The organism is uncultured Roseibium sp. (assembly GCF_963675095.2).
GTDB lineage: Bacteria > Pseudomonadota > Alphaproteobacteria > Rhizobiales > Stappiaceae > Roseibium.
On the sequence record NZ_CAXXSJ010000007.1, the window covers coordinates 16,653 to 41,146 of the forward strand.

Consider the following 24,494-nt stretch of genomic DNA (forward strand, 5'->3'; position numbering starts at 1 on the left):
ACCTTGGCGAAATTGGCAGGCTTGGCGGCATGGATACCGTTGTCCTTTTCGACCACGTCGTGGTCAATCGTAGTATCATTCATCACAGATCATCCTTCTGGGACATGGAGACGGAACGAAACGGGCTACCGAACGTGTCGTCGATCCGGTGGATCCGCGTCGCCCTGGGTGCGGCAACGCCGGCGGTTTCGGGGCGCGGCGCGGAGGCCAGCAACGGATGGGGAAGGTGCTTTTCGGCCTTCGCCTTCTCGCTGAAACCGGCACCGTCGTCGGGTTTTCGCTGTGCCATCATGGCGGTTGCCTTGGACAGTTCTTTCAGTTCTGCGCGAAGAACCGATTGCTGCCTTTTTGCCTCGCGGGTCAGGCTGTCGATTTCGGCAATCAGTTCGCGGGCATCATCCATGCGGCTGCCAAGTGCATTGAGCACCTGTGCTCCGCGGACATTCAGTTCCTGGATCGAGACCTCGATCCCGTCGAGCGCCAGCGCGGTCTGATCGAAGATACGCTGATAATCCATGTGGTAGGAGCCGAGCCGTTTCAGCTCGCGATACATGGCAACCATTTTCCAGGTCGTAATGACCAGGGCGAGCAGGAGCACGCCATCAACGAGAGCGGAGATCATCGATTAGATCCTTTTCTTCATGGATCAGGTCTTCGACCTTGAGGGTGTAGGACCCGTCGAGCTGACCGAGCTGACATGTGAAAATCGGCTGTCGGTTGCACTTCAGGGTGACCGGCGTGCGCGCGGTTGCCTGGAGCTCAATGACCTGCCCGATTTCCAGGTTGCAGATTTCGGCAAGGGTCAGTTGCCGTTCTTCCAGGATCGCCTGCAGCTTCACCTCGGTCCGCTGGATCTCGCTGTGGAAGTGCTGGGTCCATTTCTTGTCACGCGTCGACATCTCGCCGGAAAGCACCTGCGACAGGCCCTGGCGCAGCGGGTTGAGCGTGGAGTGGGGCATGACGACGAAGACTTCGCCGCCGCGTCCGATCGCCTGCAACAGCAAGCGGGCGACAACCGCCGGATTGTTGCGGCGGCCGACCACCGCGAAATCCATTCGGCTTTCGATCCGCTCGATCTTCAGGGTTGTTTCGGCGATCGGCTTGAAGGATTCCTCCAATGCCTTGGCCGCGACCTCGAAAACCGTCCGCGCGATCCGCGTCTCGATATTGGAAAAGGTGCGTTCCTCGTCGATGGGCGGTTCGGTGCCATCGGCCCCGAACAGGACATCGACCATGGTGAAGATGAAATCCCGGTCGAAACCGACCAGCACCCGGGAATCCCATTCGGGAGAATAGAGGACGGCAACCAGGGCGTTGGCTTCGAATTCGTCGAGAACGTCTCCGATCCGGTCGTTTTCGATGCAGCTCACCGAAACGTAGGACGGGGATGCGGACTTCTGGCGCATTGCATCGGCCATGACCCGGGCCATCCGGTCGAAGACCACTGGCAGCATGGGCAGACGGTCCACCGAGATCCCTGCGGCATCGAGCAGCCGGTCGGTGATCATGGCGCGTTCGGAACTGGATGCGTCCATTTGGGCGGTATGAGCCTCCAACATGACTTAGGCGGCTCCCTTCTGACGCATTTCCTGCACGTTTTCTGAAACCGGCGTACTGGCGCTGAGCGTTTCGCTCTCCACTTCGTCGATGGTCGGACGATCCGTATCGGAAATGGTCTTGCGGCCGTGTTCCAGGGCAATCTGGGGGGCGGCGCCGTTCATGAAGGCGAGCAGGGTCTGCTTGACGACGATATAGGGGCGCAGCCGGGCTTCGCGAACACCCTTGATCTTGTTCGCCAGCGGCGCGACCAGGGCATAAGACAGAAGAATTCCGAGAAAGGTTCCCACCAGCGCCGCCCCGATCAGGGAGCCGAGCAACTGCGGCGACTGATCGATTGCGCCCATGGCCTTGATGACACCCAGCACGGCGGCAATGATCCCGATTGCCGGCAGAGCTTCCGCAAGGGCGCTCATGGCATGGTAGGGCTTCATCTGGTCCCGATGAATGGTGTGCAGTTCCTCGTCGACCAGCGCCTCGATTTCATGCGCCCGAGCGTTGCCGACGATGATCAGCCGGAAATAGTCACAGACGAAGGTCGTCAGGCTCTTGTTACGCAGGACCGAGGGAAAATTCTGGAAAATCGCCGAATTGAACGGTTCCTCGATATGGGGCTCGACTTCGTTGCGGCCCTTGGCGCGCAACTCGCGCATGAGACCGTAAAGAAGGGCAAGCACATCGAGATAATCCCGCTTCTTCGGCACTGCGTTTCGGGCCGCTTCGCCGCTGGCCGTCACCGTGTCGAGGATCGACTTCATGGGATTGCCGACAATATAGGTGCCGATTGCGACGCCGACGATGATGACGATTTCCCAGGGTTGCCAGAGAACCGACACCTTGCCGCCGAGGGCGGCGAACCCGCCGATCAAAGATACGCCTGCAATGATCAGGCCCAATAAAATAGTCACCGAGCAGCTCCTTGATGGTGCATGTGAGGCTTCGATGACGGAAGATTAGGAAACGAGACTTGCCTGAAGCTGGCGCCGGAAAAGCCGACGGCGCGACCAGCCTGGCGTAAGCTCCGCGCGCAATGGTTCTTCCACGCAAGTGAATGAGCGAAAGAAGACCGCCATGATCAGCACGCTGCTTCAATACCAGTTGGTGACGTCCGACCTGTCCAGGTCGCTGAAGAACGTCACTGCCGACCCCATGGTCGAACGCAATACCGAGTACTATCTGGAAAACATCGACTCCATTAAATCCATCGATGATTTTCTCGGTGACGACCGGATCTTCGGCTACGCGATGAAGGCGTTCGGCCTGGAAGACATGACTTATGCCAAGGCCTTCATGCGCAAGGTCCTGGAAGAAGGTATCGATGAGCGCACCTCTTTCGCCAACCAACTGACCGATGACCGCTACCGGCAATTCGCCGAGACGTTCAATTTCGATCGTTACGGCGAGACGGCGACCATCTTTTCCCGAGCGCAGGAAGGCGTCACCGAAGCCTACGTACGCCAGACGCTGGAAGAGAAAGAGGGAGCGTCGAACGAAGGCGTTCGTCTTGCGCTTTATTTCTCACGCAAGGCGGAGGAAATCGATTCCGCATATGACATTCTTGCCGACAAGGCGCTTGCCGAAACCGTCTACACGGCTCTTGGTCTGCCGGACGAATTCGCCATGTCTGATCTTGGAAAACAGGCGGCCTATATCGAAGACCATATCGATATCGAAAAGCTTCAGGACCCCGAGTACCTGAATGATTTCCTCGAGCGGTTCTCAACGCTTTACGACCTGGAAAACGGCCAGAACCTGCAAACCGTGCCGAACCTGCTCGTGTCGGGCGGGTCCACGTCAGTTGTCAGTTTCGGCGAAAACCTGCTGGCCAGCATCCAGAATCTCAAGCTTGGAGGATCGTGACCCATGCAATCGGCTCTTTATGTGGCGCTGTCCGCCCAGGTTGCCCTGTCGAAACGGCTCGAAACCGTGTCGCGCAACGTCGCCAATATGAACACGGCCGGGTACCGGGCGGACGAGGTCAAGTTCAAGGAGATCCTGGACAAGGCGGGGCCGGATAAGGTCAGTTTCGCCAGCGGCGGTGAGGTTTTCATATCGCGCCAGGTCGGCAGCCTGAACAAGACGGACAATCCGCTCGATATCGCCGTGGAGGGGGAAGCCTTTCTCGCGGTCCAGACACAGAACGGTGTGGTCTATACCCGCGACGGCCGGATGCAGATGGGAACCGATGGCGTACTGAGGACCCTCAACGGCCATGACGTTCTGGATGCAGGCGGATTACCGGTCATCATCGATCCGGAAGGTGGCCCGCCGAACATTTCCCAGAACGGCGAAGTCACCCAGGGCGAGGACGTGCTCGGCACCATCGGTCTGTTCCAGTTCGCGCCGGATGCCAAACTGTCCCGCCGCGATAACTCCGGGGTCATCCCGGACAAGCCTGCCATCCCGGTTCAGGAGTTCAGTTCGGATGGCATTCGACAGGGGTATGTCGAAGGCGCGAACATCAATCCTATTCGGGAAATGACCAAGCTGATCATGATTACCCGCGCTTTCGAAGGGGCGACGGCAATGATCGACCAGAGCAATGACACTCAGCGAACGGCGATCCGGGAACTGGGAGAAACGTCATGACCTGGGTGGCGCCTGTTTCTGTCGAGCCGACCGGTCCGACCGGTAAAACGGGTGCCCCGGTGCCGAAGCCGACGCTTGAGACCGCCTCGGCCGAAAAGGCGCAGAGTTTCGGTTTCAAGGACTTTCTGGACGTCATCAATCCGCTCCAGCACATTCCAGGCATTTCCGAACTCTATCGGGCGGTGACCGGTGACGAGATATCCGATGGCGCGCGTTATTCGGGCAATGCTCTTTACGGCCTGGCGCTCGGTGGACCGATCGGCTTCAGCGTCATGACCGGCTATTCCATCGCGTCGTCGGCAATTGCCGGCGAGACAAAAGGCGCTGGTCCGGATCCCCAAATGGCTTCCATTCCGGTTCCGCAGGAAAAGCCCGTACCGGTCTCACAGGCGGCCGAAGTAAACACTTCACCGACCGGTGGCGAGGTTCTCGGCGCAGAGGTTGCCCGGGTGACCGGGCCCGGCAATGGAACGCCCTTCGACCTGACCGCTCTGCTGACCGGGATTGCCCCGGACCCGAAACCGGCAACCGCCGTGGAACGGACAAAGGACGCGGATGCAAACAAGGATGCGCAAACGGTTTCACCTGAAGTCAGTCTGGAAAAAATCGCCGCTCACAAGGACAACCACCTTCCGGTCGATGTCCTGAAGGCCCTCCAGGAGAGGTATCTGGCACGTGCCAATGATGAATCGGCTTGAGCGGGTCGCGGTTTCACTGTCGACCGCTGAAAATGAATTCGGGGCGGTCAGGATCGGCGGGCATGTGACGCAGGTAACGACTGGCGCTATCCGGGTATCCGGGTTGTCCAGGTCGGTCTGTCTTGGGGATCTTGTTCTCATTGAAGGCCAGGACCGGGTCAGGCAGGGGGAAATCATCCTGCTCGATGAAAAGGATGTCCTGGTCAAACCGTTTGAACGATCAAGCGACATCGGTATCGGCGCGTCGGCCTGGCGCATGGGCGGGCTTGCGGTCCATCCGGATCCCTCGTGGAAAGGGCGGGTCGTCAATGCGCTCGGCAAACCGATTGACAGCAAGGGACCGCTCAAGACCGGTCCAGCCGGATTTCTTCTCGACCGGGATCCGCCCCAGGCCATGGAAAGGGCGCGGGTCAGCAAACCGGTCCGGACCGGGGTGAAGGTGATCGACCTTTTCACACCGCTTTGCGTTGGTCAGAGGATCGGCATTTTCGCCGGCTCCGGCGTCGGGAAATCGACCCTGCTTGGAATGTTGGCCGGCTTCGGCGAATTCGATACGGTCGTCGTCGGCCTTGTCGGCGAACGCGGCCGCGAGGTGCGGGAATTCATCGACGATGTGCTTGGCGATGCGCTGGAAAATTCCGTTGTCGTGGCCGCAACAGGTGACGAAAGCCCGATGATGCGCCGGCTTGCACCAAAGACCGCCATGAGTGTTGCGGAGTATTTCCGTGGGCTCGGCCATTCCGTTCTTCTGATCGTGGATTCCGCGACCCGCTTCGCCCATGCGGCGCGCGATGTCGCCATGGCGGCCGGAGAACCGCCGGTTTCACGCGGCTACACACCGAGTGTCTTTTCCGACCTGGCCAAATTGCTGGAACGGGCCGGCCCCGGCGCAGAAGGCGAGGGGACGATCACCGGTATTTTTTCCGTTCTCGTGGATGGCGACGATCATAACGATCCGGTTGCCGATAACCTTCGCGGGCTTCTGGATGGTCATGTCATCCTGGACCGTGCGATCGCCGAAGCTGGACGCTATCCGCCGGTCGACATTCTGAAGTCGACCTCGCGCCTTTCCCAGCGGGCATGGACCGACGATCAGCGCGAGCTCATTCACCGGCTGAAAGGCATGATCGCGCGGTTCGAGGAAACCAGGGATCTTCGACTCATGGGCGGCTATCAATCCGGTATGGATGAGAGCCTGGACAAAGCCTGCGAACTCGTGCCGAAGATCTATGAGGCCCTGCGCCAGTCGGCAAAGCCGGCGGAGGCCAGCGATCCGTTTACCGATCTTGCACGCGCATTGTCCGCCTGACCTTTCAAAGCATGCAAGGTCTTATGTGCTGCCTGTCCGGGGACATACCATCCTGTTCGGGTTGTTGCGCGGGCTAATAAAAATACCAATAATTTTCTGGAAAATTTTACAAGAGATGTTATACTTGCAGAGAAAAAGAAATAAATAAAATACAGTTTGAATTTTAGGTTCTTTTTGCAACGAATTTTCGGTTATATAAGCTTTGATTTTATTATGATATTGTCGCCTATGATAGACTTTTGGCGACTCTAGTATTCAATTTCCAGTTTGTTTACACTTGGAAACGTTGAACAACCTCCAGCAATAAAATACGACTCTCTGTAACGTGATAATTGCGGAGTGGGCTAATGTTTGTGATTGTTGACGACAGGGAAATTGTGACTGCGGGATACGCATCGGCTTTCGAACGGGAAGGCTATGCTTCTTTGGAATTACATTCTTCGGAACTTGTTGATTGGCTGAACATTGCGCCGGAATCCGATCTGCAATCAATCGAAGCTGTCCTGCTGGGCGCAAGCGAGGATCGCCTGTCATTTCCCGCGCAGATTCGCAGCCGATGCAGTGAAGCCCAGATCATAGCTCTGGAAGACAATCCCAATCTTGAACGCACGCTGGAACTGTTTGCCGTTGAAGTCGATGACGTCTTGCGCAAACCGGTCCATGTGAAGGAAATACTGGCAAGGGTAGGCGCCTTCCGACGCCGCCGGACGACCGAGAGCAAGTCCGTCGATGCCGGACCGATCCAGGTCTTCTTCGACGGCCGCGATCCGGAAGTCGGCGGCGACGTTATGGAATTGCCGCGCCGCGAACGCCGGATCCTGGAATACCTTGTCCGGAACAAGGGGCGCCGGGTCACCAAGACCCAGATCTTCAACGCCGTCTATGGCATGATGAATGAAGGCGTCGACGAATGCGTCGTCGAAAGCCACATTTCCAAACTTCGTAAGAAGCTGCGCATGCGCCTCGGCGAGGATCCAATCGAATCCACCCGTTACATCGGTTACATGCTGAAGACATCCGCGACTGGTGACATGGAGCAGCCTGCCTCAAAAGCGAAAACGCTGGACGCGGAAGCGGCTTCCGACTGGCTCAAAACTACAGCAGTAGGCAAGAAGGCTGTTGAGCTGGTGGCCTGATCGGGGGGCAGTCGTTTTTCAACGCGGACGGGTATTGATCGCTTCGATCCAAGATCCGTTTTGTGCGAAAGGTTTTGACAAGTCCTCCTTGTTTTGGTCGAGTTGGGCCAAAGAGCAGGTTAAAGCCTGCCTCTGAGGGAGGAAATGCTGATGCATTCAGCGAACCTGACCAGGTCCCATGCCGATCTGGTCGAAGCGGCGGTTCGGGAAAGCATCGCCGCGGCCATGTCGGGCGTTGTGGCGTCCTGGCGGCGGTCGATGGTATACCACGGACTGGATCCGAGCCTGCGCGGCCCGGCTAAACGGGTTGCTGAGACCGATTTGCGACAAGCGCGGGACAAATACGGCGCGCTTCTGGACATTGCCGGTCCCAGTCTCGAACATCTCTTTCGAATTGCCGGTCAGGCCGGGTGTTGCGTCGTGCTGACCGACGATACAGGGTTGATCTTGGACAGCAGAAGCAATGCGGGCGACCGGCAAAGCTTTGAAGGCTGGGGGCTGACCGAAGGCGCCGTATGGAGTGAATCCGCGGAAGGCACGAACGGGATTGGAACCTGTCTTGCCGAAAAACGCCCGGTTATCATTCACAAGGACCAGCACTTTCGGGCCGATAATACAGCGATGAGCTGCATGGGCGCCCCGATCCATGATCCCCAAGGCCAGTTGATTGCCGTTCTGGATGTGTCCAGTTGCCGGAACGATATGTCCACCTCCTTCGCCCAGGTGCTCGGCGCGGTGGTCAACGACAGCGCGCGGACGATGGAAAACGACCTGTTCCGGGCAGCCTTTCCGAAAGCGCGTATCCTCGTTGCCGACGGGAACAACGGCCGTAACGGTCTTTCTCTCCTGGCGGTGGATGAAGACGATCTTGTGATAGGCGCCACGCGACAGGCCCGCAAGCTTCACGGTCTGACCAGCGAACGGATCGAGCAGACATTGCCGCTGTCCGATGTTCTGGGAGATAGGGCGGGCAGGAGCCCGGAATCGGGCGCTCAGAAAGCCGAATTGCGCAGGGCCTTGTCTCGCTGCCGCGGCAACATATCCGCCGCCGCGCGTTTTCTCGGGATCAGCCGGGCAACGATGTACCGCCGGATGCAACGGTGTGGGCTGGCGTCCGACTAGGCGTAGTGCCTTCCGCATCTTGCAAGTGTCTCAAAAGTGAAACACCTGAATGACAGCGGATGAACGCGGCTCTTTCGGCTGATGCATGCGTCATGCACAATTCACGTTAACGGTATGTCTTGTAAACGGTAGCGTGTATTGTCAGAACTGACCTGCAGACGAACACAAAGGGAATTGGTCGCATGGATATGAATGGCAGTTACCGCATTCCGGCATCACGGGAGACTGTCTGGGCCGCACTGAACGATCCTGAAGTGCTCAAGGAGTGCATTCCGGGTTGCGAAAAGCTGGAAATGACCAGCCCCACCGAAATGACCGCCACGGTGACCTCGAAGATTGGCCCGGTGAAAGCCAAGTTCAACGGTGCTGTCACGCTGGAAAACATCAACCCGCCGGAAAGCTATACAATTGCCGGTGAGGGCAAGGGCGGCGTTGCTGGTTTCGCCAAGGGGTCAGCGGACGTGAGCCTGGCCGAGGACGGCGCCGAAACGGTTCTGACCTACACCGCTCGCGCCCAGGTCGGCGGCAAGCTCGCTCAGCTTGGCAGCCGTCTGATCGATTCCACCGCCCGCAAGATGGCCGATGATTTCTTCGGGAAATTTACGGAAAAGGTCGGTGGCGGCGCAGCCGCAGACGACGAACTTGATGCAGGCGTGATGGAAGAGGCCAAGACGAAGGCAATCGAGGAATTGCCGTCCGAAGCCTTCAAGGCGGTGCAGGAAGCCGAGCATGTCATTGAGGAACGACTGCACGACGTGGAGGAAAAGGTTGAGGTCGCCGCCGGCAAGGGCGTTCTCGGCGGTCCGATCGTCTGGGGTTTGATCGCCCTGGCCGGCGTCATAGCGATCCTTGCTGTCATGAGCTGAGCGAAAGGTTGGTCGGGCGCTGTAGTTATTCAAGCGCTGAAGGAACGGACCAGAATTTTTGAGTTTATCCCGGGTGGCGCATCAATGACCCGGGTTGAAAAATGAGGGAGAAAAAAGATGTCGAAAGTGACGATGCGACTGAACGGCAAGACCGTGTCCGCCGATGTGGAAGACCGGACACTGCTCGTTCATTTCATCCGTGAAACCCAGGGCCTGACCGGCACGCATGTCGGCTGTGACACATCGCAGTGCGGCGCCTGCGTTGTCCATGTGGACGGCAAGGCCGTCAAGTCCTGCACCATGCTGGCCGCCCAGGCAGACGGTTCCGACGTCCTGACGGTCGAAGGCCTCGCCAGCGGCGATGAGCTGCATCCGGTTCAGGCGGCCTTCCGTGAAAACCATGGCCTCCAGTGCGGGTTCTGCACGCCCGGTATGATCATGACCGCAGTCGACATGATCGAGCGTCATGGCGCCAATCTGGACGAAAAGACCATCCGCCACGAGCTTGAAGGCAACATCTGCCGCTGCACTGGCTACCACAACATCGTGAAGGCGATCAAAGCGGCCGCCGACCAGATGGCTGGGATGAAGACGGCTGCGGAATAATTCGTAACGGCAGGGCTGCCGTTTCGCGGCAGCAGGTATTTTCACATGACTTAGGCCTATTTCGGAAAAATCATGGGCAACTACCGTCTTCCCGAGGAGGGGAACGGTGCCATGCAGCAGATCCGGTAATCAGGCGGGAATGATTTTCCAGGGAGGAAAACCATGGGAGTTCAAGGTATCGGGGCACGCGCCCTCAGGAAAGAAGACAAGCGCTTCATCACCGGCAAGGGCCGGTATACCGATGATATGGTTCTGCCGCGCATGACCTATGCGGCCTTTGTCCGTTCGCCGCATGCCCACGCGAAGGTGAAAGGCATCGATGCCAGCGCTGCGCTTGCCATGCCGGGTGTAGAAGCGGTCCTGACCGGGGAGCAACTGGTCGGCGACGGGATCGGAAACCTGATTTGCGGCTGGATGATCCATTCCAAGGACGGATCGCCGATGAATATGGGCGCATGGCGCGCGTTGGAACCGGAGACAGTCCGTTTCGTCGGCCAGGCGGTCGCCGTGGTGATTGCCGACACCCAGGCACAGGCCCGTGACGCGGCCGATGCGGTTGTCGTCGATTACGAAGAACTGCCCGCCGTCGTCGACATGAGCGCTGCCATGGCGCCCGGCGCACCGCAATTGCATCCCGAAGCACCGGGCAATCTGATTTATGACTGGGAAATCGGTGACGAAGCCGCCACGAATGCGGCATTCGAAAGCGCCGCCCATGTCACGCGCATGGACATCACCAACAACCGCCTGGTTCCAAACCCGATGGAGCCGCGGGCAGCCCTTGCCGACTACGACACGGCGGAAGAGCATTATACGCTCTATACCACATCGCAAAACCCACACGTTGCGCGCCTTGTTCTGTCGGCCTTTTATAATGTCGCCCCCGAGCACAAGCTCCGGGTCATCGCACCCGACGTGGGTGGCGGCTTCGGCTCCAAGATCTTCATCTATCCGGAAGAAATCGTAGCGCTCTGGGCCTCCAAGCGCGTCGGCCGTCCGGTGAAATGGGTCTCCGACCGGACCGAGGCTTTCCTGACGGACGCGCACGGCCGCGATCACAAGACAGAAGCGGAATTGGCGCTGGATGCCAACAACAAGATCACCGGCTTCCGGGTCAAGACGGTCGCGAACATCGGCGCTTACATGTCCCTGTTCTCGTCGTCGGTGCCGACCTATCTCTACGCGACGCTGCTGTCGGGCCAGTACGACATTCCGAACATCCACTGCAACGTGAAGACGGTCTATACCAACACGACGCCCGTGGATGCCTACCGCGGAGCAGGTCGGCCTGAGGCCACCTTCCTCGTCGAACGCATCATCGAAACGGCCGCCCGCGAAGTCGGTCTGTCGCCGGCGGACTTCCGCCGCAAGAACTTCATACACGCGTTCCCGCATCAGACGCCGGTTATCATGTGCTATGACGCCGGCGACTATGACGCCACGCTTGATGCAGCACTGAAGGCGATCGACTATAACGGTTTCCCGGCCCGCAAGGCAGAGGCCGCGTCCCGCGGAAAACTGCGCGGCATGGGCCTGTCCTGCTACATCGAGGCCTGCGGCATCGCGCCGTCGGCTGCGGTCGGATCCCTCGGCGCCGGTGTCGGTCTCTGGGAATCTGCCGAAGTGCGGGTGAACCCGGTCGGCACCATCGAGGTCCTCACCGGTTCCCACAGCCACGGTCAGGGTCACGAAACGACTTTCGCCCAGCTCATCTCCGAACGCTTCGGGGTGGATACCGATACGGTTTCGATCGTTCACGGTGACACCGACAAGGTTCAGTTCGGCATGGGTACCTACGGGTCCCGTTCCGGCGCGGTCGGGATGTCGGCCATTGTCAAGGCGCTCGACAAGGTTGAAGCCAAGGCCAAGAAGATCGCGGCCCATCTGATGGAAGCCTCGGAAGGGGACATCCAGATCGAGGGTGGCGAACTGAAGGTCGCCGGGACCGACAAGAAGCTGACTTTCACCGAAGTGGCCCTTGCCGCCTATACGGCCCACAACCTGCCCGAAGGTATGGAACCAGGCCTGAAGGAAGGTGCCTTCTACGATCCGAGCAACTTCACATTCCCGGCCGGCACCTATGCCTGCGAAGTGGAAGTGGATCCGGATACGGGCAAGACGGAAATCGTCAATTTCGTCGCCGCCGACGATTTCGGCAAGGTCATCAACCCGATGATCGTCGAAGGGCAGGTGCATGGTGGCTTGACCCAGGGCATCGGCCAGGCGCTGCTCGAAAACGCCGCCTATGACGAAAACGGCCAGCTGCTCACCGGGTCCTACATGGACTACGCCATGCCGCGAGCCGACGATGTGCCGTCCTACAATCTGTTGACCACCGAAACCATCTGCCCGGGCAACCCGCTCGGCATGAAGGGGTGCGGGGAGGCCGGTGCGATCGGTTCGCCGCCGGCGGTCATTAACGCAATCACCGATGCGATCGGAAACAACGACCTTTCCATGCCGGCGACGGCGGAGAAGGTCTGGTTGGCGGCACGGCCGGGCCTCAGTCAGGCTGCTGAATAGGTCGCAAAAGTTCAAACGCGGGGTCGGGAGAACTTGCCCGACCCGGCACTCTGGTTTTAATTTCCGGCATCGGAATCCATCCTGCCGGACACCTTGGCCGACAAGGGGAGAAAAACATGTACGAAACGACTTATCATCGCGCCGGTTCGGTGGCTGATGCCGCTTCCATGATGGCGTCTGCCGACGACGGCAAGTATCTCGGCGGTGGTCAGACATTGCTGCCGACCATGAAGCAGCGGCTTGCAGCGCCGAGCGATTTGATCGATCTGGCGAAAATCGCCGACCTCCAGGGCATCAGCGAAGCCGGCGGAGCGATCGTCATCGGCGCCGCCACGACCCATGCGGAGGTCGCATCCTCCGCGGCGGTCAAGTCCAAGCTCCCGGGCCTTGCGACCCTTGCCGCCGGTATCGGCGACCCGGCCGTCCGCCACAAGGGGACGATCGGCGGTTCGATCGCCAACAACGATCCTGCAGCGGACTATCCGTCCGCGCTCGTAGCCCTTGGCGCGACGGTCAAGACCAGCAAGCGCGAACTCGCCGCCGAAGACTTCTTCACCGGCATGTTCGAAACCGCCTTGGAAGACGATGAAATCGTCACCTCGGTGTCGTTCCCGGTCGCTGCGAAGTCGGCCTATGCCAAGTACCCGAACCCGGCATCGCGTTATGCCATGGCCGGCGTATTCGTCGCCAAGGGAGCGGACGGTTCGGTCAAGGTGGCGGTAACGGGCGCAGGACAGGACGGCGTCTTCCGCGTCGGTGAAATGGAGAGCGCATTGAGCTCGAACTGGTCACCGGATGCGGTCGCCGGAATTTCGGTCTCCGCCGATAACCTCCTGAGCGATATTCACGGTTCCGCCGCGTATCGGGCCAACCTGGTTACGGTCATGGCGAAGCGCGCAGTTGCCGCAGCCGACTGAGAAGAACGCTGCAGGCACTCGCTAGCTTTTTTAGGAACGTATCTGCTTGGGCCGTCCGGTTATTTTCCGGACGGCTATTTCATTTTACGGCCTCGGCCAATTAAGATATAATGTGTTTTGTTGTCGGGGTTTGTTCTCACGCCAACATTTCGAAGTTGCTTACGCGAGATTAGAGAAAAACTTTATATTTGTTTGTAGAATTGCCGCGCTAGCGAGAAAAGATCGCTAATACACTTTTTGTTCATCAGGTAAATCGGGATCCAATATTTGAAAATGGAGCAACGCGACAAAGAACACGGCAGACAGGCCCACGGGCACAAGCGTACAGAAAATCCAGTCAGTCAGGCATTTGCCCCCATTCGCTCGGCTTTTGTTGGAGTCGGGATGGTCAGCCTCGTGATCAATCTGTTGATGTTGACCGGCCCCCTGTTCATGCTTCAGGTTTATGATCGGGTGCTTGCTAGCAACTCTGTCCCCACACTCGTGGCGATAGGCATGCTCGCACTTGTCCTTTATATGTTTTACGGACTTCTTGAAGGGCTGCGTGGGCGGATCATGGCACGTATCGGGCAAAGAATCGACGCCCGCTTGACCGGTCCGGCCTATAGAATTTCCAACATTCTGCCCGTCAAAATCGGACGGAAGGCCACGCGGTTCAGCCCGATTTCGGATCTCGATGCGATCCGTCAATTTCTGTCCGGCCATGGCCCCGGAGCCATATTCGACATGCCATGGATGCCGATCTATCTGACTTTGATTTTCCTTTTTCATCCATTGTTGGGCATGGTTGCATCCGGTGGCGGACTACTGATCGTCGTGTTCATTGGACTGAATGAAGCCATGTCACGTCGACCGGTTGCGGATGCAAGCCGAGAGTCATCCCGACGTGCGGCTGATGTGGTAATTGGCCAGCGAAATGCAGAAGTCATCTATGCGATGGGAATGGATGATGCCCTCACTGCCAAGTGGCAGGCCGAGAATGACACCTATCTTGCTATGCAGCGTAAAGCCGCTGACCGGTCCAGCTTTTTCAGTACACTTATCAGAACGGTCCGATTAATTCTGCAATCAGGAATGTTAGGTACCGGGGCCTGGTTGGCAATCAATCAGGAGATTACGCCGGGCGTGATGATCGCCGCTTCGATCATGACTTCCAGGGCGCTATCGCCAATTGAACAGGCGGTTACCCATTGGCGCAGCTTCGTCGCCAGCCGTCAGGCGATCGTGCGTTTGCGTGAAGTTCTGGCAGCCACGCCGTCGAGTGCGGACATGCTGGAGCTTCCGCTCCCTTCCAAGATACTCGAACTGGAGCAGGTCGCTTGTGGCCCCTTCGGGGAACAGTTGCCCTTCGTCGTCAATGTGTCTTTCAAACTTCAGGCCGGGGACGGCCTCGGCATTATAGGGCCGTCCGGGTCTGGCAAATCGACCCTGGCGCGGTCATTGGTTGGCGCGGTTCCAGCGCTGAAAGGTGCTATTCGCTATGATGGCGCAGAACTCGGCCAATGGTCTTCGGAGCGCCGAGGTGAATTTATCGGCTATTTGCCCCAGGATCTGCAGCTGTTTGACGGGACGATTGCCCAGAACATATCAAGGTTCCATAAGGATGCCGACCCCGGCGCAATTATCGAAGCGGCCAAGCTCGCCGATGTGCACAATTTGATCGTCTCCCTGCCTGATGGCTACAATACCGTAATAGGGCAGTCGGGGCGTAACCTATCGGGCGGTCAGAGGCAAAGGATCGCCCTTGCTCGTACCCTTTACGGAAATCCTTTCTTGATCGTGCTGGACGAGCCCAATTCCAATCTGGATGCAGAGGGAGAAACCGCACTCGTCAACGCAATCAAGACGATGCGGGACCGCAAATCGATCGTAATCATCATCGCGCACCGTCCAAGCGCCATTGCGACAGTTGACAAGATCCTGTGCATGCGGGAAGGACGAATGACAGCTTTTGGGTCGAAGGACGAAGTCCTGAAAAAGGTCGTGCAACCGGTGCCAGCCGCAGCAGCTGCGCGGGGATAACTATGCAAGATAGCAAGAAAGCACCACTTGGATTGAATAGCGACCAGTTTTTGCGGCGAACGATCAGGCGCCATCTGCTGATTGCCGCTTTCACGGCGCTAATCGTGGTCGGAGGCATTGGCGGGTGGGCTGCAATTGCCGAGATTTCGGGAGCGGTTATCACCCCCGCAACCGTTGTTGTGCGGAGCAACGTGAAGCATGTGCAACACTGGGAAGGCGGGATCGTTAAGGAGATCTTGGTCAAGGACGATGACATCGTCTCAGAAGGCGATCTCCTCATTAGCTTGGACGATACGGTGACACGCGCGAATCTTGGCGCAATCACTAAGCAACTCAACGAACTAAAGTCACAGGAAGCGCGACTTCTAGCCGAACGAGACGGTCGAAAACGGATCGCATTATTGGAAGATACTATTCCGGACGACATCATGCGGGGTCAACAGCTGTTGCTTGAAGCGCGTCAGGCCAGTATTGCCGGCCGGAAAGACCAGTTGGAGGAGCAGATCCGCCAATTCAACAAACAATCGGAGGGGCTGCAGGCACAACTGGAAGCCAAGGATGCGGAGATAAAACTCATCGATGATGAACTTGTAGATCTTGATGCCCTGCTCGCAAAAAAACTGGTTTCCAAGAGCCGGGTCAGCGCGCAACGTCGGGAACGTGCACGGCTACAGGGGCAATATGGTTCTCTTCTGGCGGATATCGCCCGGATTAAGGAAGGTATCAGCGAGCGCAAGATCCTGATCCTGCAGACCGAGGAAACCTATCGTGCAGAGATTTTGGAAAGTCTACATGAAACCCGCTCGCAGATTGCCCAGTTGGAAGAGCAAAAGATCACCGCGGAAGACACACTGACTCGCATCGATATCCGTGCGCCACAGGACGGGTATGTTCATGAATTGGCCGTCCACACCATCGGCGGCGTGATCTCGCCTGGCGAGACGATTATGTCTATTGTTCCCCGTGCTGATCTGCTTGTTATTGAGGCAAAGGTCAAGCCGGTGGACATTGACGACATAACACCAGGAATAGATGCCATAATTCGCTTTCCGAGCTTTGATCGGCGTACCACACCAGAGCTGAAAGGAAGGCTATGGACCGTGTCGGCGGACCTATCGGAAGATCAACGAACAGGCAACAGCTATTACACGGCTCGCCTAACCATTGAAGACGAAGAACTGGCTCTTCTGGAGGGAAAGGTTCTCGTCCCCGGTATGCCGGTGGAAGTGTTCATGAAGACACAGGACCGGACCGTTTTGAGCTATCTCATCAAACCCGTTACGGATCAGATCGCCCACGCCATGCGGGAACACTGATAGACAAAAAGTAGCTGACTAGGTGTGAGTTTCGAGGAGGTTGTTCATCCGAATTGCAAACCTGAAGGTGTTTGTCGCCAAACTCTCACCGGAAGGTTTCAAGGCTGAACAACCCGCACAAGAATGCCCGAACTACTCCGTTGAGTTGATCAGGAATGAGCCCCCGTGTTGTTGAAGAGGGGGCGGCCTTTGAAGACCGGCGTCGCCGAATTCGCGCTGAGCGAACGTCGAACACTCAATTGGCTGATAACTACTGTAGCTCCGAGCAGATGGTTTGAAAAATCGATCCTTCCGTGCGAAGTGACCGGCGCGAGCCCTCGAACGAGCTTCTGCATCTGGACATCAAGAAACTCGGCCTGTTCGAGCGGACAGGACACCGGATTACCGGATCGCGCCAGGGCCGCAACCAGGGCGCTAGCTGGGATTATGTGCATGTGGCCATCGATGATGCGACACAGCTTGCCTATGTCGAGGTTCTGCCCGGCGAGACCCGCCGCTCGACGGCGTGTTTCCTGATCCGGGCTTTGCGCAAGTGCAGGGCTAGGGGCGCCATGGTACAGCGTGTCTTGATCGACAAATGGCTCCAGCGATATTGCCGAGCTATTCCCAAAGGCCATGGAAAGGCTGAACGTTTCATCCTGACCAAGCTGCGTGAATGGGCTAACGCCATCCCCTTCAATCCCTCCCTCACACGAGAGATCAACCTGTCCAGATAGCTTGAATGGTACAACACAAAACGACCACCTATGGGCATCAGTGGCAAAACACCAATTTAGGCTCTCCACGGAACAAGCAGTTGAAAGCTAAAACCTAGAGCCGAATGATCGGCACGCTCGCTCCGGCCTTGAGGGCAGGAGCATGGGGCGGCCGGACGATCAGGGCACCGGACCGTGCGAGAAGGGCGAGCATGGAACTGTCCTGTTTGCCGAATGGCGTGGCGATCAGTTTGCCATCGGGGCCTTGCGAGAGATCGGCCCGGACATAGTCCTGGCGCCGATCGTTCTCGCCGAGATCGGCGCCGAGTATTGCCTGGACCTCGTGAGCGGCCGCCTGGCCTTGGCCAAGCATCGCTGCGAGCAGAGGTTTCAGGAACAATAGCCCGCAAACCAGGCTAGAGACCGGGTTTCCGGGAAGTCCCAGAACCTTGGTCCCACCCAGGTGCCCCGCCATGAGCGGTTTTCCGGGCCGCATGGCGATCCGCCAGAAGGCGAGATCCATGCCTTCGGCGCCGAGCACATCCTGAACCAGGTCATGATCGCCAACCGAAGCGCCGCCCAGGGTCACGAGGATATCCGCCTGCGCCTCGATCGCCTTACGGACGTGGCCGGCCATGGCAACGGAATCGTCCGGTGAGATGCCGAGGTCCAGGGGCACGCCGCCGCAATCCTCGACGAGTGCCGAAATCCCGAGATGGTTGGAGGCGATGATCTGGTCCGGACCGGGCTCCGTTCCCGGCTGCACCAGTTCGTCGCCGGTCGCGAGGATAGCGACCACCGGCTTCTTGTGAACCGGCAGGCGGGCGTGGTTCATGGCGGCGGCGAGAGCCAGGTCACGATAGTCGAGCTTGCGCTGCGCCTTTAAGAGAATTTCGCCTTCTTTGAAATCGAGCCCGGCCGGCCGCACGTAGGCACCAAACGCGGGGCATTCGAGCGCCGTTACAGTGTCGCCGTCCCGGGTTGTATCTTCCTGGATCAGGATCGTATCGGCCCCTTCCGGTACCGGTGCCCCGGTAAAGATCCGCACGGTCTCCCCGGCGCCGATGCTACCGGCATAACTGTGGCCGGCCGGCGCTTCGCCAATGACCTGCAACTGAGCCGGGATTTCGGCGAGATCCGCGTGCCGGACGGCATAACCGTCCATTGCCGACGCGGCGAACGGAGGCTGGGTCCGCGTCGAGGCCAGATCCTCACTCAGGATCCGTCCGTTGGCGTCTGCCAGCGAGACCCATTCGGTCGGCCGCGGTGTCACGCCATCCAGCAGATGGGCCAGCGCTTCGGCAACGGGCATCAGGCTCATGAGATTACGTCCCGCCGGTGCCGCCATCGGCGGACGTCCAGTGACCGGATTTACCGCCGGCTTTTTCCAGAAGCCTGATATCACCGATGATCATGCCGCGATCGACCGCCTTGGCCATGTCGTAGATGGTCAGGCAGGCGACGGAGCAGGCGGTCAGCGCCTCCATCTCGACGCCGGTCTGGCCACTGACCTTTGCGGTCGCCTGAACCCGCAGGCCCGGAAGCGTATCGTCCGGCGTGATGTCGATGCTGATCTTGGACAAGAGCAGGGGATGGCAGAGCGGGATCAACTCGTGGGTTTTCTTGGCCGCCATGATGCCGGCAATGCGTGCCGCACCGATCACATCGCCCTTCTTGGCATTGCCGGAGCGGATAAGCTCAAGTGTCTCCGGACGCATGATAACGGAGCCGCAAGCAACCGCGATCCGCGATGTAACGTTCTTCTCCGACACGTCAACCATGTTCGCCGAGCCGGTATCGTCCAGATGGGTCAGCTTGGGTGTCTGGTCATTCATGGATCGAACCTTACTCCGCTGCCTTCAGCGTGTTGTGCCGCAGGAGCGCACGCGTCGCTTCGGCTACATCGTTCTGGCGCATCAGGCTTTCCCCGATCAGGAACGTAGAGATGCCGACCTTGTTCATCCGATCCAGGTCGTCAGGTGTGAATAGCCCGGATTCGCCAACGATGATCCGATCGGACGGAACCATCGGCGCCAGATGCTCGCTTGTCTCGAGCTTTGTCTCAAACGTCTTGAGGTTCCGGTTATTGATGCCGAACAGCTTCGAATTGAGCCGGAGCCCGCGTTCCAGTTCCTCTTCGTTATGGACTTCCAGAAGGACGTCCATCCGCAGTTCGAAAGCCGCATCCTCAAGCGCCTTAGCGGTTTCATCATCAACGGCGGCAAGGATGATCAGGATGCAATCCGCGCCCCAGGCGCGCGCCTCGTGGACCTGGTAGGTGTCATAGAGGAAGTCCTTGCGCAGCGCGGGAAGGGTGACGGCACTGCGGGCCGCGTTGAGAAACTCAGGCCTGCCCTGAAAGGACGGCGTGTCGGTCAGCACCGAGAGACATGCCGCACCGCCGGCTTCATAAGCCTTTGCAAGGGCAGGGGGATCGAAATCCTCCCGGATCAGTCCCTTGGACGGGCTTGCCTTCTTGATCTCCGCGATCAGGGCGTAGTGGCCGTTTGCAAGCTTGGCCTCGATTGCCTTTTGAAATCCGCGTGGCGCTTCAACGTCCCGGGCTGCTGCCTTGAGGTCGGCCAAGGAGACAGAACTCTTGGCAGCATCGATCTCCGCCCGCTTGTAGGCTTCGATTTTTTCCAGAATATCGGCCATGTCTTTATCCGTTGGACGTTGCGACAAGCCGTTCGAGACGGTCTGCCGCCGAGCCGCTGTCGATCGATTCTGCTGCGGCGTCGACGCCGTCTTTCAAGGTGTCGCAGTGGCCTGCGACCATCAGCGAAGCCGCGGCATTGAACAGCACGACATCCCTGTAAGCGTTTTTGGCTCCGCTCAGAACCTCGCGAAGCGCCTGCGCGTTTTCCGCAGGAGTACCGCCCTTCAGGTCGGCCGGGTCTGCCACCGGAAGACCAACGTCGTTCGGGTTGATTTCAAAGGACGTGAGCTTGCCGCCATCAAGCTCCGTGACATAGGTCGGCCCGGTGGTGGTGATCTCATCCATGCCGTCAGACCCGTGAACCACCCAGACCCTCTCGGAGTTGAGGTTCTTCAGCACTTCCGCGATCGGCTCCACCCACTGATGGGCGAAAACGCCGACCAGTTGCCGTTTGACTCCTGCCGGATTGGACAACGGGCCGAGCAGATTGAAGATCGTCCGCGTCGCCAATTCGACGCGGGTTGGACCAACGTGCTTCATGGCGGCATGGTGCAAGGGCGCGAACATGAAACCGATCCCGGCCGACTTGATGCAGTCTGCGATCTTGTCCGGGCCGATATCGATATTCACGCCCAGTTCCGCAAGCGCTTCTGCCGCGCCGGATTTCGACGACAGGGACCGGTTGCCGTGTTTGGCGACCGGAATCCCGCAACCGGCGACCACAAGGGCCGTACAGGTGGAGATGTTGTAACTGCCGGTGTTGTCACCGCCGGTGCCTACAATATCGATCGCATTTGCCGGAGCGCTGACAGGCAACATCTTGGAACGCATGGTCTCCACGGCGCCGGTCACTTCACCCACAGTTTCACCGCGCACCCGCAAGGCCATCAGGAAGCCGCCGAGTTGCGAGGGCGTTGCCTCGCCGGACAGGATGATCTCAAAGGCCGAGCGTGCTTCCACGGCGCTCAGGGCTGAACCGTCGGCAACTTTGGCAATGAAATCCTTGAACGTCTTCATATCCTGTCCACTCTTGCGAGGTTACCGCCGGGTATCAGTTGCTGTCTCCAAGACCCAGAACACTGGCAATACCGGCTTGATTGACCTGTATGCCAGCCTGGGTCTCGATATTGGAGATGTACTGATTGAGCAGTGAGTCCTGAAGCTGACTTGCGAGTTGCGTTTTGAGAGCCGCGTTCGTGGGGTCTGCCTCGTTGAATTCCGTGGTGTTCCGGCCTGTCACCTTGATGACCAGCCGCCCGGTCTTGTCCGCAGCTTCCACGTCAAACACGGAGCCTTCCGCCCCGTCGAATGCCTGGCTGGCAGCAGCTCCGCTGATATCTCCGGCCGCAACATTTCGGGCAATGCCGTCGGCGGTCTTCAATTCCAGACCATTGCTTTCCGCAAGAACCGCCAACTCGGTCCCGGATTTGGCCTTTTCGGCCAATTCGGTCGCCTTTTCGGCTAACCTCTTTTCGGATTCCGCTTCTTTCCAGGCCGCTATCACCTTGTCCTTGACTTCATCGAGCGTGCGGTCGCGCGACGGGATGACTTCGTCGACCTCGTACCAAAGGAAGCCGTGGGTGCCCAATTGCAGCGGATCGTTCTCTACGCCGACATCACTGTCGAAGACACCGGAGACCAGGCCCTTGGCGTTCGGCAGCTCGACCTCCGCCTCCGCCTGGTTCTTTCCGGTGGAATCGATTTCGTCAGGCGTGGTCGTATCCAGGTGGAAGCGTTCTCCAACTTCCTTGAGCGTTGCACCGCCCGCGCGGGCGTCTTCGATCTCCCCAAGCAGATCGAGGACTTCGCGTTCGGCCTGCTCTTTGGCGAGCAAGGCCTTGATATCGTCCTTGACCGCTTCGAAAGGCTGCGTCTTTTCCGGCTGAACTTCCAGAACATTGAGAATGACGGATGAGAAACGTCCGTCCACGATGCCGCTGGTCGCACCTTCGTCGAGCGAGAAGGCGGCATCGCCAATGGCCGTGTCGAGGAAGTCCCCCTTTGCCATCAGACCCAGATAGACGTCGTTGTCCGTCAGGTTGAGGTCCTTCATCAGATCATCGAAAGACATGCCGGCGGCCAGTTTATCCGCGGCCGCCTTGGCGTCTTCAGGCTTGGTGAAAGACAATTGCCGAACCTTGCGTTTCTCCGGATCGTGATACTGCTGTTTGTTGTCATCGTATTCGGCCTGCGCGTCGGCGTCGGAGACATCCTCCGGACGGGCAATGGTATCGGGCGTCAGCTGCAAAAGGGTGATCTTGCGATACTCGGGCGCCTTGAACTTCGCCTTTTCCGTTTCGAAAAAGGCCATCAGCGTGTCCGCGTCCGGTTCGGCGATCTCGCCGAGATGAGACGGCTCGATGACCACATAGGCGACATTCCGGGTTTCGCTCTGATAATCGTGCAGCACCTTCAGATAGGCGGTCGGAACCACCATTCCGCCGGAAATCGCCTGGGCGAGTTGTTGGCGCTCCGCGAGCGAGCGCTGTTCCGTGACGAAGTCGTCCTCGGACATGCCGTTGTTGCGCAAAATCTGCTTCAGCAAGTTGGGGTCATAGGAGCCGCCGGACTTGAACGAGGGATCCTGCTGAATTTGAACGGTGAGCTTTTCATCGGAAATACCGAGGTTCATCGTTCTCGCATTCTCGTTCAATGCAGCCTCGGCAATCAGAGTACCAAGGGTCTGCTGTGCGATCCCCAACTGGGCGCCTTCCCTCGTAGTTAGCTGACGCCCGAGCTGCTGGCTGAACCGGCTGAGATCGCGGCGATAGGCACGGTCGAAGTCGATCAGGGAGATTTCGGTTCCACCCACCTCGGCAGCGACATTTTGCCCAAAGCCTCTGAACACATCGGCAACGCCCCAAACGGCAAAGCTCAAAACCAGCAGGCCGATAAAGATTTTGGCAACCCAGGTGCCGGCGCCCTTGCGCAGCGCGTCGAGCATGATTTCTCCCGTCTTTTCCGTTTTGCCGGCACTATCACTGCACCGGAAATCCTTTTCGGCTCTTGGCCGAAGCGGGCGGATCATAATGAGGCATGCCCACTCCGGCAAGGCGCACAAGCAAATGAAAGCAACGCAATCGCATGCAATAATTTGCAAGTGCCCGGCTGTTATGGGTTATAGAGGCGCATCAGACGCAGAATTCAAGCTTTTCAGGGAGATTTCGTAGGGATGACAGCGCAGATCAAGCCGCTTGTAGCTGGCAATTGGAAGATGAATGGCCTGACCGCCAGCGTGAATGAACTGGACAAGATCGCTGCCGGCCTTTCGCCTGATCTCGCCGGCAAGGTCGATACGATGATCTGCGGTCCCGCCACCCTCACATATCTTCTGGCCAAGGCCGCCGAAGGAACGCCCCTGCAGATCGGTGGTCAGGATTGCCATTATGCCGAGAGCGGCGCACACACCGGTGACATCTCCGCGGAAATGTTTGCCGACATCGGAGCCAGTGCCGTCATTGTGGGCCATTCGGAGCGTCGGACGGACCATGGCGAAACCAATGCGACCGTAAAGGCCAAGGCGGAAGCAGCCTGGCGCGCCGGTCTGACGGCGATCGTCTGCGTCGGCGAAACGGAAGCCGAGCGCAAGGCCGGCGATACGCTCAAGGTTGTGGAATATCAGCTCGCCGGTTCCATTCCCGAGGATGCCACCCCTGAGAACTGTATTGTTGCCTATGAGCCGGTCTGGGCCATCGGTACGGGCCTGACACCGACCCCTGCTGACGTGGCTGAGGTCCACAAGGCCATGCGCCAAGCTCTGGCGGAGCGGTTCGGAGCTTCCGGTGAAAGCATGCGCCTTCTCTATGGCGGCTCGGTCAAGCCGGGCAATGCGGCCGAGCTCATGGCCGTCGCAAATGTCGATGGCGCCCTGGTCGGCGGAGCAAGCCTGAAGGCTGACGACTTCCTGGGAATTTGTGCCGCTTACGCCTGAGGACTTGTCCCTTCGGTCAGGAAACACACATTCAAGGGTGGAAAGGCGGCGATACCTGGTGTAGAAGGCCGCCAAACTTGAACAATCGGATTGGCCCACGATGGAAACCGTAGTCATCGTCATACACTTGATGGTCGTCCTGGCCCTGGTGCTCCTTGTCCTGTTGCAGCGCTCCGAAGGCGGCGCGCTCGGCATGGGTGGCGGCGGAGGCGGCGGCCTCATGAGCAGCCGAGGCACGGCGAACGTCCTGACCCGCGCGACCGCGATTCTCGCAGTCGTCTTCTTCGCGACCTCGATCGGTCTCAGCCTGATCGCTGAAATGAAGGATCGTCCCGGGGCGATTCTGGATGCGGCTCCTGTGGCAACACCGTCCGCTCCGGCAACCGGCGAAGGCGGAAGCGGCGTTCTTGATTCGCTCAAGCAGGAAGAAAACCAGCAGCAACAGCCCGCTGGACCGCAGGTTCCGACCGCTCAGTAAGCGTTTAAGGTGGTTCACCACCGGAATCATTCGACAGCAAATGCCCTGCGACACAAACGCAGGGCATTTT

Annotated in this window: 23 protein-coding genes; 15 read left to right on the forward strand and 8 right to left on the reverse strand. The window is 58.7% G+C overall.

Annotated elements, in window-relative coordinates; all coding sequences use genetic code 11:
• Nucleotides 1-82: 82 nt before the first annotated feature.
• Genes ABIN98_RS03375 through motA form a run of 3 tightly spaced genes read right to left on the reverse strand, consistent with a single transcriptional unit; the run spans nucleotide 83 to nucleotide 2,465 of the window.
• Nucleotides 83-622 (reverse strand): hypothetical protein, encoded by a 540-nt coding sequence (locus tag ABIN98_RS03375; protein WP_346907398.1) that lies wholly within the window; start codon nucleotides 620-622, stop codon nucleotides 83-85.
• A complete protein-coding gene (locus tag ABIN98_RS03380; RefSeq protein WP_346907400.1) occupies nucleotides 603-1,559 on the reverse strand; it encodes a FliM/FliN family flagellar motor switch protein in 957 nt (318 codons plus the stop codon). Before ABIN98_RS03380 ends, ABIN98_RS03375 begins: the two co-directional genes overlap by 20 nt.
• Before the next feature lie 3 nt (nucleotides 1,560-1,562).
• The gene (gene motA, locus ABIN98_RS03385; RefSeq protein WP_346907402.1) at nucleotides 1,563-2,465 is read right to left on the reverse strand and encodes a flagellar motor stator protein MotA; all 903 of its coding nucleotides are present in this window, start codon (nucleotides 2,463-2,465) and stop codon (nucleotides 1,563-1,565) included.
• A gap of 163 nt (nucleotides 2,466-2,628) precedes the next feature.
• Here motA and ABIN98_RS03390 point away from each other — a divergent pair, with 163 nt between their 5' ends.
• From ABIN98_RS03390 to ABIN98_RS03450, 13 genes are all read left to right on the forward strand, one after another.
• On the forward strand, nucleotides 2,629-3,417 hold the full coding sequence (locus tag ABIN98_RS03390) for a DUF1217 domain-containing protein (protein ID WP_346907404.1): 789 nt from the start codon (nucleotides 2,629-2,631) through the stop codon (nucleotides 3,415-3,417).
• A gap of 3 nt (nucleotides 3,418-3,420) precedes the next feature.
• Nucleotides 3,421-4,146 (forward strand): flagellar basal-body rod protein FlgF, encoded by a 726-nt coding sequence (gene flgF / locus ABIN98_RS03395; protein WP_346907406.1) that lies wholly within the window; start codon nucleotides 3,421-3,423, stop codon nucleotides 4,144-4,146.
• Nucleotides 4,143-4,844 (forward strand): hypothetical protein, encoded by a 702-nt coding sequence (locus tag ABIN98_RS03400; RefSeq protein WP_346907408.1) that lies wholly within the window; start codon nucleotides 4,143-4,145, stop codon nucleotides 4,842-4,844. The genes flgF and ABIN98_RS03400 overlap by 4 nt, the downstream gene beginning before the upstream one ends.
• On the forward strand, nucleotides 4,831-6,153 hold the full coding sequence (fliI, locus tag ABIN98_RS03405; RefSeq protein WP_346907509.1) for a flagellar protein export ATPase FliI: 1,323 nt from the start codon (nucleotides 4,831-4,833) through the stop codon (nucleotides 6,151-6,153). Before ABIN98_RS03400 ends, fliI begins: the two co-directional genes overlap by 14 nt.
• 347 nt (nucleotides 6,154-6,500) lie before the next feature.
• Entirely contained in the window at nucleotides 6,501-7,289 is a 789-nt protein-coding gene (locus ABIN98_RS03410; RefSeq protein ID WP_346907410.1) for a response regulator transcription factor, read from the forward strand.
• 150 nt (nucleotides 7,290-7,439) lie between these two features.
• Nucleotides 7,440-8,411: a GAF domain-containing protein gene (locus ABIN98_RS03415; RefSeq protein WP_346907412.1), complete on the forward strand. Its 972-nt coding sequence runs from the start codon at nucleotides 7,440-7,442 to the stop codon at nucleotides 8,409-8,411.
• Between the two features lie 182 nt (nucleotides 8,412-8,593).
• Nucleotides 8,594-9,277, forward strand: a complete 684-nt coding sequence (locus ABIN98_RS03420; protein WP_346907414.1) for a carbon monoxide dehydrogenase subunit G — start codon at nucleotides 8,594-8,596, stop codon at nucleotides 9,275-9,277.
• Nucleotides 9,278-9,394: 117 nt separating this feature from the next.
• Entirely contained in the window at nucleotides 9,395-9,883 is a 489-nt protein-coding gene (locus tag ABIN98_RS03425) for a (2Fe-2S)-binding protein (RefSeq protein WP_346907416.1), read from the forward strand.
• A 162-nt stretch (nucleotides 9,884-10,045) separates the two neighbouring features.
• Nucleotides 10,046-12,406, forward strand: coding sequence for a xanthine dehydrogenase family protein molybdopterin-binding subunit (locus ABIN98_RS03430; protein ID WP_346907418.1), 2,361 nt, complete (start codon nucleotides 10,046-10,048; stop codon nucleotides 12,404-12,406).
• 116 nt (nucleotides 12,407-12,522) lie between these two features.
• Entirely contained in the window at nucleotides 12,523-13,323 is an 801-nt protein-coding gene (locus ABIN98_RS03435; protein WP_346907420.1) for a xanthine dehydrogenase family protein subunit M, read from the forward strand.
• Nucleotides 13,324-13,596: 273 nt separating this feature from the next.
• Entirely contained in the window at nucleotides 13,597-15,345 is a 1,749-nt protein-coding gene (locus tag ABIN98_RS03440) for a type I secretion system permease/ATPase (protein ID WP_346907510.1), read from the forward strand.
• A gap of 2 nt (nucleotides 15,346-15,347) precedes the next feature.
• Nucleotides 15,348-16,661, forward strand: coding sequence for an HlyD family type I secretion periplasmic adaptor subunit (locus ABIN98_RS03445; RefSeq protein WP_346907422.1), 1,314 nt, complete (start codon nucleotides 15,348-15,350; stop codon nucleotides 16,659-16,661).
• 293 nt (nucleotides 16,662-16,954) lie between these two features.
• On the forward strand, nucleotides 16,955-17,377 hold the full coding sequence (locus ABIN98_RS03450; RefSeq protein ID WP_346907423.1) for a hypothetical protein: 423 nt from the start codon (nucleotides 16,955-16,957) through the stop codon (nucleotides 17,375-17,377).
• Between the two features lie 94 nt (nucleotides 17,378-17,471).
• Here ABIN98_RS03450 and glp read toward each other — a convergent pair whose 3' ends face one another.
• Genes glp through ABIN98_RS03475 form a run of 5 tightly spaced genes read right to left on the reverse strand, consistent with a single transcriptional unit; the run spans nucleotide 17,472 to nucleotide 22,959 of the window.
• On the reverse strand, nucleotides 17,472-18,677 hold the full coding sequence (glp, locus tag ABIN98_RS03455) for a gephyrin-like molybdotransferase Glp (protein ID WP_346907425.1): 1,206 nt from the start codon (nucleotides 18,675-18,677) through the stop codon (nucleotides 17,472-17,474).
• A gap of 4 nt (nucleotides 18,678-18,681) precedes the next feature.
• A complete protein-coding gene (moaC, locus tag ABIN98_RS03460; protein WP_346907426.1) occupies nucleotides 18,682-19,191 on the reverse strand; it encodes a cyclic pyranopterin monophosphate synthase MoaC in 510 nt (169 codons plus the stop codon).
• 10 nt (nucleotides 19,192-19,201) lie between these two features.
• Nucleotides 19,202-20,014 (reverse strand): indole-3-glycerol phosphate synthase TrpC, encoded by an 813-nt coding sequence (gene trpC / locus ABIN98_RS03465; protein ID WP_346907428.1) that lies wholly within the window; start codon nucleotides 20,012-20,014, stop codon nucleotides 19,202-19,204.
• A 4-nt stretch (nucleotides 20,015-20,018) separates the two neighbouring features.
• Nucleotides 20,019-21,032, reverse strand: a complete 1,014-nt coding sequence (gene trpD, locus ABIN98_RS03470; RefSeq protein ID WP_346907430.1) for an anthranilate phosphoribosyltransferase — start codon at nucleotides 21,030-21,032, stop codon at nucleotides 20,019-20,021.
• 34 nt (nucleotides 21,033-21,066) lie between these two features.
• Complete coding sequence (locus tag ABIN98_RS03475; protein ID WP_346907432.1) at nucleotides 21,067-22,959, reverse strand: SurA N-terminal domain-containing protein; 1,893 nt, start codon at nucleotides 22,957-22,959, stop codon at nucleotides 21,067-21,069.
• Between the two features lie 228 nt (nucleotides 22,960-23,187).
• Here ABIN98_RS03475 and tpiA point away from each other — a divergent pair, with 228 nt between their 5' ends.
• Both tpiA and secG read left to right on the forward strand, forming a co-directional pair.
• Entirely contained in the window at nucleotides 23,188-23,946 is a 759-nt protein-coding gene (gene tpiA, locus ABIN98_RS03480; RefSeq protein WP_346907434.1) for a triose-phosphate isomerase, read from the forward strand.
• A gap of 100 nt (nucleotides 23,947-24,046) precedes the next feature.
• On the forward strand, nucleotides 24,047-24,424 hold the full coding sequence (secG, locus tag ABIN98_RS03485; RefSeq protein WP_346896895.1) for a preprotein translocase subunit SecG: 378 nt from the start codon (nucleotides 24,047-24,049) through the stop codon (nucleotides 24,422-24,424).
• The last annotated feature ends 70 nt before the right edge of the window (nucleotides 24,425-24,494 follow it).

What these genes read in the sequence shown, in the direction of transcription:
- ABIN98_RS03375 (WP_346907398.1), bottom strand. Translation starts at nt 622, where the DNA reads ATGATCTCCGCTCTCGTTGATGGCGTGCTCCTGCTCGCCCTGGTCATT.
- ABIN98_RS03380 (WP_346907400.1), bottom strand. Translation starts at nt 1,559, where the DNA reads ATGTTGGAGGCTCATACCGCCCAAATGGACGCATCCAGTTCCGAACGC.
- ABIN98_RS03390 (WP_346907404.1), top strand. Translation starts at nt 2,629, where the DNA reads ATGATCAGCACGCTGCTTCAATACCAGTTGGTGACGTCCGACCTGTCC.
- flgF (WP_346907406.1), top strand. Translation starts at nt 3,421, where the DNA reads ATGCAATCGGCTCTTTATGTGGCGCTGTCCGCCCAGGTTGCCCTGTCG.
- ABIN98_RS03400 (WP_346907408.1), top strand. Translation starts at nt 4,143, where the DNA reads ATGACCTGGGTGGCGCCTGTTTCTGTCGAGCCGACCGGTCCGACCGGT.
- fliI (WP_346907509.1), top strand. Translation starts at nt 4,831, where the DNA reads ATGAATCGGCTTGAGCGGGTCGCGGTTTCACTGTCGACCGCTGAAAAT.
- ABIN98_RS03410 (WP_346907410.1), top strand. Translation starts at nt 6,501, where the DNA reads ATGTTTGTGATTGTTGACGACAGGGAAATTGTGACTGCGGGATACGCA.
- ABIN98_RS03415 (WP_346907412.1), top strand. Translation starts at nt 7,440, where the DNA reads ATGCATTCAGCGAACCTGACCAGGTCCCATGCCGATCTGGTCGAAGCG.
- ABIN98_RS03420 (WP_346907414.1), top strand. Translation starts at nt 8,594, where the DNA reads ATGGATATGAATGGCAGTTACCGCATTCCGGCATCACGGGAGACTGTC.
- ABIN98_RS03425 (WP_346907416.1), top strand. Translation starts at nt 9,395, where the DNA reads ATGTCGAAAGTGACGATGCGACTGAACGGCAAGACCGTGTCCGCCGAT.
- ABIN98_RS03430 (WP_346907418.1), top strand. Translation starts at nt 10,046, where the DNA reads ATGGGAGTTCAAGGTATCGGGGCACGCGCCCTCAGGAAAGAAGACAAG.
- ABIN98_RS03435 (WP_346907420.1), top strand. Translation starts at nt 12,523, where the DNA reads ATGTACGAAACGACTTATCATCGCGCCGGTTCGGTGGCTGATGCCGCT.
- ABIN98_RS03440 (WP_346907510.1), top strand. Translation starts at nt 13,597, where the DNA reads ATGGAGCAACGCGACAAAGAACACGGCAGACAGGCCCACGGGCACAAG.
- ABIN98_RS03445 (WP_346907422.1), top strand. Translation starts at nt 15,348, where the DNA reads ATGCAAGATAGCAAGAAAGCACCACTTGGATTGAATAGCGACCAGTTT.
- glp (WP_346907425.1), bottom strand. Translation starts at nt 18,677, where the DNA reads ATGAGCCTGATGCCCGTTGCCGAAGCGCTGGCCCATCTGCTGGATGGC.
- moaC (WP_346907426.1), bottom strand. Translation starts at nt 19,191, where the DNA reads ATGAATGACCAGACACCCAAGCTGACCCATCTGGACGATACCGGCTCG.
- trpC (WP_346907428.1), bottom strand. Translation starts at nt 20,014, where the DNA reads ATGGCCGATATTCTGGAAAAAATCGAAGCCTACAAGCGGGCGGAGATC.
- trpD (WP_346907430.1), bottom strand. Translation starts at nt 21,032, where the DNA reads ATGAAGACGTTCAAGGATTTCATTGCCAAAGTTGCCGACGGTTCAGCC.
- ABIN98_RS03475 (WP_346907432.1), bottom strand. Translation starts at nt 22,959, where the DNA reads ATGCTCGACGCGCTGCGCAAGGGCGCCGGCACCTGGGTTGCCAAAATC.
- tpiA (WP_346907434.1), top strand. Translation starts at nt 23,188, where the DNA reads ATGACAGCGCAGATCAAGCCGCTTGTAGCTGGCAATTGGAAGATGAAT.
- secG (WP_346896895.1), top strand. Translation starts at nt 24,047, where the DNA reads ATGGAAACCGTAGTCATCGTCATACACTTGATGGTCGTCCTGGCCCTG.